Origin of the sequence: Pseudoduganella lutea (assembly GCF_004209755.1) — a bacterium.
Lineage (GTDB): Bacteria > Pseudomonadota > Gammaproteobacteria > Burkholderiales > Burkholderiaceae_D > Rugamonas > Rugamonas lutea.
Genome location: NZ_CP035913.1, coordinates 5,015,065 through 5,027,488 on the forward strand (window position 1 = coordinate 5,015,065; position 12,424 = coordinate 5,027,488).

Genomic DNA, 12,424 nt, shown 5'->3' on the forward strand with positions numbered 1-12,424 from the left:
TATCCTTGGTGCGCCGCACAAGCCGCCATCCGGCCCGCATTATTCATCCGCGCCATTACGTCTGCGCCATTCTATCGATAGGAACTGTGATGACAACGTATCCTGCCTTCCCTCCCGCTGCCCCGGGCGCGGATTTGCTGAACATCTTTGCGCAACTCGGCAATACCTACACGCACTCGCTCCAGTCGAGCACACAGGAAATATGGATGAGTTCCATGCGCATCGTCCAGGAACACACGGCGCGCGCGCTCGCCAATGCCTCGCAGGATTGCATGGCCGCGCTGGCGAAGAACGCTGCCGACATCGGCCAGCGCTCCTTCGCCGACATCGTCAGTGCCCACCAGCAGGCGATGGCATCGATGGGCTCGGCATTCACGAAGTCCGTCATGACCGGCGCCGCGCCGCAAAACTTCGGCAAGCTGTTCCTGCCGGCGTGACCGCTCGCGGAGATTTGTAGCCAGTTTGTAACTGCCGCACCATCGCCTCCGGGCGCGGCCGCCGCCGCGCCAGCCCCGCCAGTTCAGCCTTTACGCCCGCCGCATGCCGGCGCGAATCTCGCGCATCGCACCGTTTCCCATGGTTTCGGGGTGTAAATGTAAGCAAAGCGAAACAAGCCGCAGAATCCGCTGTGATAGAGTCGATTTGATAAGCATAGTTACTCTACTGAACAGCCACAAGGATCAGCGATGACCTCGCCAGCAGCGCTCACGACCCCCTCGAACAAACCCCGCCGCCGTACCCGCATCCTCGGAACCATCATCGCCATCCTTGCCATCGCCGCCATGGGCTGGCTTGCGTGGTATCTGACGCACCGGCCCGCCGAAGGTCCCGGTGGTCCGGGCGGCCCGGGCATGGGCGGCCCCGGTGGTCCAGGTGGTCCCGGCGGCCCCGGTGGCCGCCGCGGCGGCATGGCGACAACGGTCGGCGTTGCCACGGCCGAGCAGGCCAACCTGCCGGTCACGCTCGATGCGCTGGGGACCGTCACCGCGGCGGCCACCACCACGGTGCGGCCGCAGGTCTCCGGCATCCTGCAGAAAGTCCTGTTCAAGGAAGGCCAGCTGGTCAAGGCGGGCCAGGTGCTCGCGCAGATCGACCCGCGCCAGTTCGAGATGGCGCTGCTGCAGGCCACCGGCCAGCGCCAGCGCGACGAGGCGCAGCTGGAAAATGCGCGGCTCACGCTGGAACGCTACCGCACGCTGCTGTCGCAGGATTCGATTGCCCGGCAGGATGTCGACACTCAGGCGGCGCTGGTCAAGCAGCTCGAAGGCACCGTGATGACGGACCGCGCCGCCGAAGGCACGGCGCGGCTCAATCTCGGCTATACGAAGGTGGTGGCACCGATCACCGGCCGCGTGGGACTGCGCGTCGTCGACGTGGGCAACCTCGTGTCGGGCAGCGATACGAACGGCATTGCCGTGATCACCCAGCAATCGCCGATCGACGTGGAGTTCGCCGTGCCGCAGGACCGCGTACCGGACATCATGAGCCGCGCCTCGACCGGCGCCACGCTGGTGGCGCAGGCGTATGACCGCACCCGCACCGAAGTGCTGGCCAGCGGCCGCTTTGCCGCGCTGGACAACCAGGTCGACACTTCGACCGGTACGGTGATGGCCAAGGCGCGCTTCGACAACGACAGGATGACGCTGTTCCCCAGCCAGTTCGTCAACGTGCGGCTGGAAATGCGCACCATCGCCAATGCCGTGCTGGTACCCGTAACAGCGCTGCGCCACGGCACCGATGGCGACTACGTGTGGGTGCTGAAGAACGATCGCACGGTGACGATGCGGCCCGTCAAGCGCGGCCAGGCCACGGTGGACAAGGTGCAGGTCGTTACCGGCCTGCAGGTGGGCGAGAAGGTGATCACGGAAGGCGCCGACCGCCTGAAGGAAGGCGCGCAGGTCATGCTGCCGGGAGACAAGCCGGGGCAGGGCCGCCAGCGCCAGGGCGGGCAGCCCGGCGCACGGCCGGCGGGACAGGCCGACACCCGCCCGGCCGGTGCGCCCGATGTGGCGCCCGGCGCCGTCGGCAGCGATGCGGCGAAGATGCAGGACCGCCGGGCCACGCAGGGTGAAGCGCCGCAGCGCTCGATGCCGGAAGAGGGCGGCCGCAGCGCGCCGAGCGCCGCGGATGGCAGCAATACCGCGCCCGGCGCAGGACCCCAGCGCGGCAATGAGCGCCGCGAACAGCCGGCGGCCGCAAGATGAGTCCATCGGCACCATTCATCCGGCGGCCGGTTGCCACGTCGCTGCTGATGCTGGCGATCATGCTGGCGGGCCTGGTGGGCTTTAAGTTCCTGCCCCTGTCCGCGCTGCCGCAAGTCGATTTCCCGACCATCCAGGTGCAGACGCTGTATCCGGGGGCGAGCCCGGAAGTGATGGCGCAGACCGTGACGGCGCCGCTGGAACGCCAGTTCGGCCAGATGTCCGGCCTGCAGCGCATGAGTTCCAGCAGCGCCGCCGGCGTGTCGATCATCACCCTGCAGTTCGGCCTGGGCCAGACGCTCGACGTGGCCGAGCAGGAAGTGCAGGCGGCCATCAACGCGGGCAGCTCGCTGCTGCCGACCGACCTGCCGGCGCCGCCCGTCTACGCGAAGGTCAATCCGGCCGACGCGCCGGTGCTGACCCTGGCCATCACGTCGGACACGATGCCGCTGACCGAGGTGCAGAACATCGTCAATACCCGCCTGGCCCTGAAGATCAGCCAGGTATCGGGCGTGGGGCTCGTCAGCCTGTCCGGCGGGCAGCGTCCGGCCGTGCGCATCCAGGCCGATACACTGGCGCTGGCCAGCTATGGCCTCGGCCTCGACACGCTGCGCACCGCGATCGGCAATGCCAATTCGAACAGCGCCAAGGGATCGTTCGACGGCCCCACGCGCGCGTTCACGATCAATGCCAACGACCAGTTGCTGACCGCCAGCGACTACAAGAGTCTCATCGTCGCGTACAGGAACGGCGCGCCGGTGCGGCTGACCGACGTGGCACGGGTCGTCGACTCCGCCGAGAACATCAAGCTGGGCGCCTGGGCCAACACGAAGCCGGCGATCATCCTGAACGTGCAGCGGCAGCCCGGCGCCAACGTGATCGCCACCGTCGATGCAATCAAGGAACGCCTGCCCGAGCTGCAGCAGGGCCTGCCGAGCGCGCTGCGCGTGGACGTGCTGTCGGACCGCACCACCGGCATCCGCGGTTCCGTGCACCACGTGCAGCTCGAGCTGCTGCTGGCCGTCATCCTGGTAGTGCTCGTGATCTTCCTGTTTCTGCACAGCGTACGCGCCACCGTGATCGCCAGCCTGGCGGTGCCGATCTCGCTGATCGGCACGTGCGGCGTGATGTACCTGATGGGCTACAGCCTGAACAACCTGTCGCTGATGGCGCTGACGATCGCCACCGGGTTTGTCGTCGACGATGCGATCGTCATGATCGAGAACATCGCCCGCTACATCGAGGAGGGCGAAACGCCGATGGCCGCCGCGCTGAAGGGCGCCAAGCAGATCGGCTTCACCATCATCTCGCTGACGGTGTCGCTGATCGCCGTGCTGATCCCGCTGCTGTTCATGGGCGATGTCGTTGGCCGGCTGTTCCGCGAGTTCGCCGTCACGCTGTCGATCACGATCCTGATCTCGGCCGTGGTGTCGCTGACGCTGGTGCCGATGATGTCGGCCCGCTGGCTCACGTCGCACCAGGATGACGACCCGAAGAGCTTCGGCGCCCGCGTGCAGCGCTTCTTCGACCGGGTGATCCATCACTACGACCGCTCGCTGCAATGGGTGCTGCTGCGCCAGGGTCTGACGCTGCTTGTGGCGCTCGGCACGCTGGTCCTGACGGTCGTGCTGTACATGCTGATTCCCAAAGGGCTGTTCCCCACGCAGGACACGGGCCAGCTGCAGGCGCGCATCGAAACGGCGCAGGCGGTCTCGTATGCCCGCATGGCCGAGCTGCAGCAGCAGGCCGCCAGGGCGATCCTGGAGGATCCGGAAGTGCAGTCGCTCAGTTCCATCGTCGGCGTCGACGCCGCCAACAACACGATGCTGCACACGGGCCGCATGCTGATCAACCTGAAGGCGGACCGCGGCGACCAGCAGGCGCTGATGAACCGGCTGCGCCAGCGCGTGTCCGAAGTGGCCGGCGTGCGCATCTACCTGCAGCCGACACAGGACCTGACGATCGATGCCGAAAGCGGCCCCACGCAGTTCCGCGTGTCGCTCGAAGGCGCCGACACGGCCAGCGTCAACGAGTGGGCCAACAAGCTGGCGGTACAGATGGCCCGCAAGGAGCAGTTGCGCAACGTGGTGTCCGACGCCGGCGCCACCGGCGCGGCAGCCTACATCAACATCGACCGCGATACCGCTTCGCGGCTGTCGATCACCGCGTCGGCGATCGACGATGCGCTGTACAGCGCGTTCGGCCAGCGCATCGTGTCGACCATCTTCACGGAGACGAACCAGTACCGCGTGATCCTGGAAGCGGCACCGGGCATGCTGTCGACGCCGCAATCGCTGGGCGACCTGCAGATCCGCACCGGCGGCGGCAAGCCGACGCCGCTGTCGGCGGTGGCGACGATCACCGAGCAGCCGGCGCCGCTGCAGATCACGCACGTGGCGCAATACCCGGCCACCACGCTGGGCTTCGACACGGCCGATGGCGTATCGCTGGGCCGCGCCGTGGATGCGATCAGGGAAAGCGCCACCGAGATCGGGCTGCCCGGTTCCGTGACGATGACCTTCCTGGGCGCCGCCGGCGCCTACCAGGCGTCGCTGACGAACCAGCTGTGGCTGATCCTGGCCGCCGTGGTGTGCGTGTACATCGTGCTGGGCGTGCTGTATGAAAGCTATATCCATCCGCTGACGATCCTGTCGACCTTGCCGTCGGCCGGCGTGGGCGCGCTGCTGGCGCTGATGGTGTCCGGCCAGGACCTTGGCGTGATCGGCATCATCGGCATCATCCTGCTGATCGGCATCGTGAAGAAGAACGCGATCATGATGATCGACTTCGCCATCGAGGCCGAGCGCGATGACGGAATGAAGCCTCGGGAAGCGATCCACCAGGCGGCGCTGCTGCGTTTCCGGCCGATCCTCATGACGACACTGGCCGCGCTGTTCGCCGCCGTGCCGCTGATGTTCGGCTGGGGCGAGGGCGCCGAGCTGCGCCGGCCACTGGGCCTGGCCATCTTCGGCGGCCTGCTGCTGAGCCAGTTGCTGACGCTGTACACGACGCCGGTGATCTATCTCGCGTTCGACCGCCTCGGCCAACGGTTTGGCCGCAAACCGGACCTGTCGGCGGGGGCACGCAATCCCGACGGAGCGGCATCGTGAATCTGTCCGAACCGTTCGTCCGGCGCCCGATCGCCACTGTCCTGCTGACGATCGGCCTGGCGCTGGCCGGCATTGCCGCGTTCTTCGTGCTGCCCGTGTCGCCGCTGCCGCAGGTCGATTTCCCGGCCATTTCCGTGTCGGCCAACCTGCCCGGCGCCAGCCCGGACACGATGGCCAGCAGCGTGGCCACGCCGCTGGAGCGCAGGCTGGGCGTGATCGCGGGCGTCAACGAGATGACGTCGAACTCCTCGTCCGGCTCCACGCGCATCAACCTGCAGTTCGACCTGAACCGCAAGATCGACGCGGCCGCCCGCGAAGTACAGGCGGCGATCAATGCCTCGCGCGCCGACCTGCCGGCCACGCTGAAGAGCAACCCGACCTACCGCAAGATGAATCCGTCGGATTCGCCGGTGATCATCCTGGCGCTGACGTCGCCAACGCGGCGGCCGGGCCAGATCTACGAAGCCGTGTCGAACATCGTGCAGCAGAAGCTGGCGCAGGTGAAGGGCGTGGGCGACGTGGAAATCGGCGGCGGTTCGCTGCCCGCCGTGCGCATCGAACTGCTGCCGTTCGCGCTGAACCAGTACGGCGTTTCCACGGAAGACGTGCGCGCCGCGATCCAGGCCACCAATGCCAACCGGCCGCGCGGCGCCATCGAGAGCGAAGGCCGCCGGCTGCAGATCTATTCGGCGCCCGGCACGGCGACCGGCGGGCGCACCGCGGCCGACTACCGCGACCTCGTCGTCGCCTGGCGCAACAACGCGGCCATCCGCCTGCGCGACGTGGCCACCGTCGAGGATGGCCCGGAAAACAAGAATACCCTCGGCCTGTTCAACGGCCAGCCGGCCGTGATCGTGCTGATCACGCGCCAGCCTGGCGCCAACATCATCGAAACCGTGGACAGCGTGCGCGCGCTGCTGCCGCAGCTGCGCGCCCAGCTGCCGCAGGACATCACCGTGTCCGTCGCGTCGGACAGCACGACGTCGATCCGCTCGTCGCTGCACGAGGTCGAGTTCACGCTGATCCTGTCCGTGGTGCTGGTGGTGCTCGTCGTCAGCGCGTTCCTGCGCAGCGTGCGGGCCACCATCATCCCCGCCATCGCCACGGTCGTGTCGCTGCTCGGCACGTTCGGCGTGATGTACCTGCTGGGCTTTTCGCTGAACAACCTGTCGCTGATGGCGCTCACGGTGGCCACCGGATTCGTGGTCGACGACGCGATCGTCGTGCTGGAAAATACGGCGCGCCACGTCGAGAACGGCATGGACCGCTTCAAGGCCGCCCTGCTGGGCGCGAAGGAGGTGGGCTTCACGGTGCTGTCGATCAGCCTGTCGCTGGTGGCCGTGTTCATCCCGCTGCTGTTCATGGGCGGTCAAGTCGGGCGGCTGTTCCGCGAGTTCGCGGTGACCCTGTCGGCCGCCGTGATGATCTCGCTGGTGATCTCGCTGACCACCACGCCCATGATGTGCGCGTGGCTGCTCAAGTCCGAGAAGGACCGCAAGCCGCCGGGCCGCGTCTCGCGCGCTTTCGAGGCCAGCTTCGACTGGATGCAGCGCGTGTATGCGCATGCGCTGGACTGGGCGCTGCACAGCGTGTGGCTGGTGATGCTGATCCTGGGTTTCGTGGTGGCGCTGAACGTGTACCTGTTCGCGGCCGCGCCGAAAGGCTTCTTCCCGCGCCAGGACACGGGGCAGGTCAATGGCGGCCTGCGCGCCGACCAGAGCATCTCGTTCCAGGCCATGCAGCAAAAGCTGCGGCAACTGGTGGACATCATCCGCAAGGATCCGGCCGTCGACACCGTGGTGGGCTTCACGGGCGGTTCGCGCGCCGGCGGCGGTTTCATGTTCGTCAACCTGAAGCCGGCGGACGAGCGCGACGTGGCGGGGCAGGCCGTGATCGACCGCCTGCGCCCGCAACTGGCGAAAGTGACGGGCGTGCAGCTGTTCCTGAACCCCGTGCAGGACTTGCGCATGGGCGGGCGCTCCAGCAACTCCACCTACCAGTACACGCTGAAAAGCGATAACCGGGAAGACCTGAAGAACTGGGCGATGAAGCTGGCCGACGCGATGAAGAACGCGCCGGAAATGACGGACGTCGATACCGACCAGCAGGACAACGGCGTGGAAACGTTCGTGACCATCGACAAGGAAACGACGGCGCGCTTCGGCATGACGGTGCGCGACGTAACCAACTCGCTGTACAACGCATTCGGCCAGCGCCAGGTGGCGACCATCTACGATGAACTGAACCAGTACAAGGTGGTGATGGAAGTGGCGCCGGAGTATGCGCAAAGCCCCGAGGCCCTGCGCGATGTCTACGTGCCGAGCAAGGCTGCCGCGACAACCGATGTGGTGGCCAACACCGCGGCCAACACCGCGACCGACACCGCGTCGACATCCGGCGGCAGCAACGCATCGGCCAACAATGCGCAGGGCCAGCGCGACTCGTCGACCGGTTCGGCGCTGTCGACGGCACGCTCGGCGATGGTGCCGCTGTCGGGTATCGCCTCGTTCGCGGAAAGCGCCACGCCGACGTCCGTCAACCACCAGGATGGCGAACTGGCAACGACGATCTCGTTCAACCTTTCGGAAGGATTCACGCTGAGCCAGGCGCAGGAGGCGGTCAAGCAGGCCGAGGCCGATATCGCGATGCCGAACAATGTGCGCGGCAGCTTCGAGGGCCAGGCGAAACAGGCCGAGGAATCGAACCGGCAGCAGCCCTTGCTGATCCTGGCGGCGATCGTCGTCATCTACATCGTGCTGGGCATCCTGTACGAAAGCCTCGTGCACCCGATCACGGTATTGTCCACGCTGCCGTCGGCCGGGGTGGGCGCCGTGCTGGCGCTGCTGCTGTTCCGCATGGAGTTTTCCATCATCGCGCTGATCGGCGTGTTCCTGCTGATTGGCATCGTGAAGAAGAATGCGATCCTGATCATCGACTTCGCGCTGGAAGCGGAGCGGGCCCGCGGCATTCCGGCCATCGAGGCGGTGCGCGAGGCGTGCCTGCTGCGCTTCCGCCCGATCCTGATGACGACGCTGGCCGCGGCGCTGGGCGCGCTGCCGCTGGCGATCGGCTTTGGCGAAGGGTCCGAGCTGCGCCAGCCGCTGGGCATCGCCATCATCGGCGGCCTGATCGCCAGCCAGCTGCTGACATTGCTGACGACGCCGGTCGTCTACATCCTGCTCGACAGGCTGCGCACCCGCAACCCCGAAGAACGCAAGCTGAGCCGCGCCGCCGGCGACGCGCCCCTGACCACATGAAGACCACCATGATTTATCGCCTGTCCGCCATTGCCCTCGCCGCCGCCTTGTGCGGCTGCGCCGTCGGCCCGAAGTACGAGGTGCCAACCACCGCGGCGCCGGCCACGTTCAAGGAAGCCGAGGGCTGGACGCCAGCGGCACCCGCCGATGCGATGGAGCGCGGCCCGTGGTGGATGCTGTTCGGTGATCCGCTGCTGAACGAACTGGCCGCGTCGGTCGACGTGAACAACCAGAACGTGGCGCTGGCCGCCGCGCAGTACGCGCAGGCGCGCGCAGTCGTTGCCGAGCAGCGAGCGTCGCTGTTTCCCAGCGTGGCGCTGAACGGCTCGGGCAACCGGTCCGGCGGGGGCGAGACCCGGCCGTCGAACAATTACCGCGTCGATATCGGCGGCAGCTGGGAGCCGGATACCTGGGGCAGCCTGCGCGCCGGCGTGACAGGTGCGCAGGCGAGCGCCCAGGCCAGCGCGGCGGACCTGGCGGCGGCCCGGCTGTCCGCCCAGGGCGAACTGGTCGCGAACTACATCGGCCTGCGCCAGGCGGACGTGGAACGGCAGATCCTCGACACCACGATCCAGGGCTACCGGCGCGTGCTGCAGATCACGCAGAACCGCGTGGACGCGGGCGTGACGGCCCGCTCCGACCTGCTGCAGGCGCAGACGCAGCTGTTCAATGCCGAAGCCGACCTGCTCACCGTGATCCGGCAGCGCGCCGTGTACGAGCATGCGATCGCCGTCCTGCTGGGCAAGGCGCCGGCCGAATTCTCGCTGGCGCCGGCATCGTGGAGCATCGTGGTGCCCGAGGTGCCGCTCGGCGTGCCGTCGACCCTGCTGCAGCGCCGGCCGGACATCGCCGCCGCCGAACGCGACGTGGCCGCCGCCAACGAGAACATCGGCATCGCCCGCGCGGCGTATTTTCCGTCGCTGAACCTGTCCGCCTCGTACGGCTATGGCAACAGCCAGGTCGGTGGCCTGTTCAGCGCCTCGAACAGCCTGTGGTCGCTGGGCCTGTCGGCCGCGCAAACGCTCTTCGACGCCGGCGCCATCGCCGCCCGCGTCGAGCAGACCAGGGCCGCGCGCGATGCCGCCATCGCCCGCTACCGGCAGACGGTGCTCGATGCCTTCGCCGACGTGGAAGACCAGCTTGCCGCGACCCGCGCGCTGGCGCAGCAGCAGGAGCTGCGCCGCCAGGCCTCCGAGGCGGCCGACCAGGTTGAGCAGCAGATGGAAAACCGCTACCGCGCCGGCCAGGTGAACTACACCGAAGTCGTCAGCGCCCAGGTCACCGCGCTGTCCGCCCGGCGCGCGCTGATCCAGGTGCAGGCGGACCGGCAGACCACCGCCGTCGCCTTGATCCAGTCATTGGGCGGCGGCTGGCAAAGTTCGCAGCCCTAAAGTAGGACACTGCGCGCCCATTCCTGCCCGCAACGCCTTGCTGTCCAACAAAACTGGGGACGTACCCCTGTTTCCAGGAAATTCCGGAAGCCTTTCCATAGAGGGCAAGTATGCCGGGAAACAGGGTGACAAGAGGCTCGCTCCCTGTTTTGCAGAAACTTTCCTCTAAACAGGGGTACGTCCCCAGTTTTGCCGGTTTTCACCGTATACTTCCCCGGCTTTTCATCAACCCCAGGGGAACATATCTTGTTCAAAAAACTAGTCCTGCCGGCCACTCTGCTGGCCGCCTTCGGTACCGCACACGGCGACGAAGGCCAGTGGCAACCCCACCAGCTGCCGCAACTGAAATCGGAACTGAAGCGCATCGGCATCCAGATCCCCGCCGAGCGCATCGCCGACCTGACGAAGCATCCGATGAGCGCCATCGTGTCGCTGGGCGGGTGCTCGGCGTCGTTCGTGTCGCCGGACGGCCTCGTGGTCACCAACCACCACTGCGCCTACGGCTCGATCCAGCGCAATGCCACGGCCGAGAAGAACTACATCGTCGATGGCTTCCTGGCGAAGACGCGCGCCGAGGAATTGCCGGGCGGCCCGAACGCGCTGGTGTACGTGACCGAGAAGGTCGAGAACGTGTCCGACCGCGTGCTGAAAGGACTGGACAACGTGGGCGGCAAGGCGCGCCACGAAGCGATCCAGGGGCGCATCAAGGCGTTGATCGCCGAATGCGAAACCGATAAATCCTACCGCTGCTCGGTGCCCGCGTTCCACCGCGGCCTGGAGTACTACCGCATCCGCCAGATGATGATCCGCGACGTGCGCCTCGTGTATGCGCCGGCGGACATGGTGGGCAACTACGGCGGCGATATCGACAACTACGAATGGCCACGCCACACCGGCGACTATTCGTTCCTGCGCGCGTACGTGGGCAAGGATGGCCGCCCGGCCGATCCCTCGCCGGACAACGTGCCTTACAAATCAAAGGACTTCCTCGTGGTGTCCGCCGAAGGGCTGAAGGCGGGCGATCCGATCCTGCTGGCCGGCTACCCGGGCCGCACGAGCCGCTACAAGCTGCCGGCCGAGATCCGTTTCGCGCGCAACGTGAGCTACCCTGCGATGGTCGCCGAATACCAGGCCGACCTCGACACGATCGCCGCGGCCACGAAGAACAGCAAGAACGACGAAGTGCGCTATGCATCCGTGGCGAAGTCGATCAACAACCGGATGAAGAAGACGCAGGGCCTGCTGGACGGCTTCGCGCGCAAGGACATCGCCGCCATCAAGGACGTGCAGGATGCCGACTTCCGCGGCTGGTATCAGAAGTACAGTTCGACCTTGCAGCCGAATCTTTCCCAGGCCATGCTGGCCGAGCTGGACGCGGCGATCGCTGCCGACATGGCGCTGGAACAGCAGACGTTCGCATGGAACCTGGCCACCAACTCCGACCTGTTCAAGGGCGCCCGCACGCTGTATCGCCTGGCGCTGGAGCGCAGGAAGCCGGACGCGCAGCGTGAATCCGGCTACCAGGACCGCGACCTCGCCATGATCCAGGCCCGCCTGGCGCGCCTGGAACAGTCGTACGTGGGCAGCGTCGACCAGGCCCGCTTCACGGCTGGCCTGCAGCGCTATGCAAAGCTGCCGGCGGCATTCCACCCGCAAGGCCTCGATGCGCTGCTGCCGGCCGTGGGCGACGTGCCCGCGCTGTATCAAAAGTCGACGCTGGGCGATACGAAGACGCGCCTGGCGCTGATCGACGCCGATGCCGCCGCGCTGGAAAAATCCGACGACCCGTTCATGCAACTGGCCGTGAAGATGCATGCGTTCGCGCTGGCGCTGGAAGAGCGCACGAAGGAGTCGGAAGGCAACCTGGAAAAGGTGATCCCGCAATACATGAGCGCCGTGATCGCCTGGAAGAAGTCGCAGGGCAAGCCGGTGTACCCGGATGCCAACTCGACGCTGCGCGTGACCTACGGCACCGTGGATGCCTATTCGCCGAAGGACGGCATCACGAAAGGGCCGTTCACGACGGTCGAAGGCATCGTGGAAAAGCACACGGGCAAGGATCCGTTCAACGCACCAAAGGCCTTGCTCGATGCGGTGAAGGCAAAACGCTACGGCCAGTTCCGGGACCCGGTGCTGGGTACCGTGCCGGTGAACTTCCTGTCCAGCGCCGACACCACCGGCGGCAATTCCGGCTCCGCGATCGTCAACAAGCGCGGCGAACTGGTCGGCCTGAACTTCGATTCGACGTATGAATCGATCACGAAGGACTGGTACTTCGACACGGCGATCACGCGCGCGATCCACCTCGACGTGCGCTACATGCTGTGGGTGATGAAGGAAGTCGACGGTGCCGACAACCTGCTGAAGGAAATGACGATCAGGTATCCGAAGAAGTAAGCCGGCGCCGGCGCGCACCGCCGTTCGGAAGAGCAGGCGGTGCGGTCGTTGCGCGTGTCGACCATTAT

General features: G+C 66.7%; 6 protein-coding genes. All 6 read left to right on the forward strand.

Annotation, left to right across the window (positions count from 1 at the left end):
- Nucleotides 1–89 precede the first annotated feature (89 nt).
- Nucleotides 90–437 (forward strand): hypothetical protein, encoded by a 348-nt coding sequence (locus tag EWM63_RS21400; protein WP_130188348.1) that lies wholly within the window; start codon nucleotides 90–92, stop codon nucleotides 435–437.
- A 249-nt stretch (nucleotides 438–686) separates the two neighbouring features.
- Nucleotides 687–2,204 carry an efflux RND transporter periplasmic adaptor subunit gene (locus EWM63_RS21405; protein ID WP_130188349.1) on the forward strand — a complete coding sequence of 506 codons (1,518 nt, stop codon included), beginning with the start codon at nucleotides 687–689 and terminating at the stop codon, nucleotides 2,202–2,204.
- Nucleotides 2,201–5,311, forward strand: coding sequence for an efflux RND transporter permease subunit (locus EWM63_RS21410; RefSeq protein WP_130188350.1), 3,111 nt, complete (start codon nucleotides 2,201–2,203; stop codon nucleotides 5,309–5,311). Before EWM63_RS21405 ends, EWM63_RS21410 begins: the two co-directional genes overlap by 4 nt.
- Nucleotides 5,308–8,568: an efflux RND transporter permease subunit gene (locus EWM63_RS21415; protein ID WP_130188351.1), complete on the forward strand. Its 3,261-nt coding sequence runs from the start codon at nucleotides 5,308–5,310 to the stop codon at nucleotides 8,566–8,568. Before EWM63_RS21410 ends, EWM63_RS21415 begins: the two co-directional genes overlap by 4 nt.
- An 8-nt stretch (nucleotides 8,569–8,576) precedes the next feature.
- Complete coding sequence (locus EWM63_RS21420; protein WP_229487412.1) at nucleotides 8,577–9,959, forward strand: efflux transporter outer membrane subunit; 1,383 nt, start codon at nucleotides 8,577–8,579, stop codon at nucleotides 9,957–9,959.
- Between the two features lie 246 nt (nucleotides 9,960–10,205).
- Nucleotides 10,206–12,356, forward strand: a complete 2,151-nt coding sequence (locus EWM63_RS21425; protein ID WP_130188353.1) for a S46 family peptidase — start codon at nucleotides 10,206–10,208, stop codon at nucleotides 12,354–12,356.
- Nucleotides 12,357–12,424: the final 68 nt, after the last annotated feature.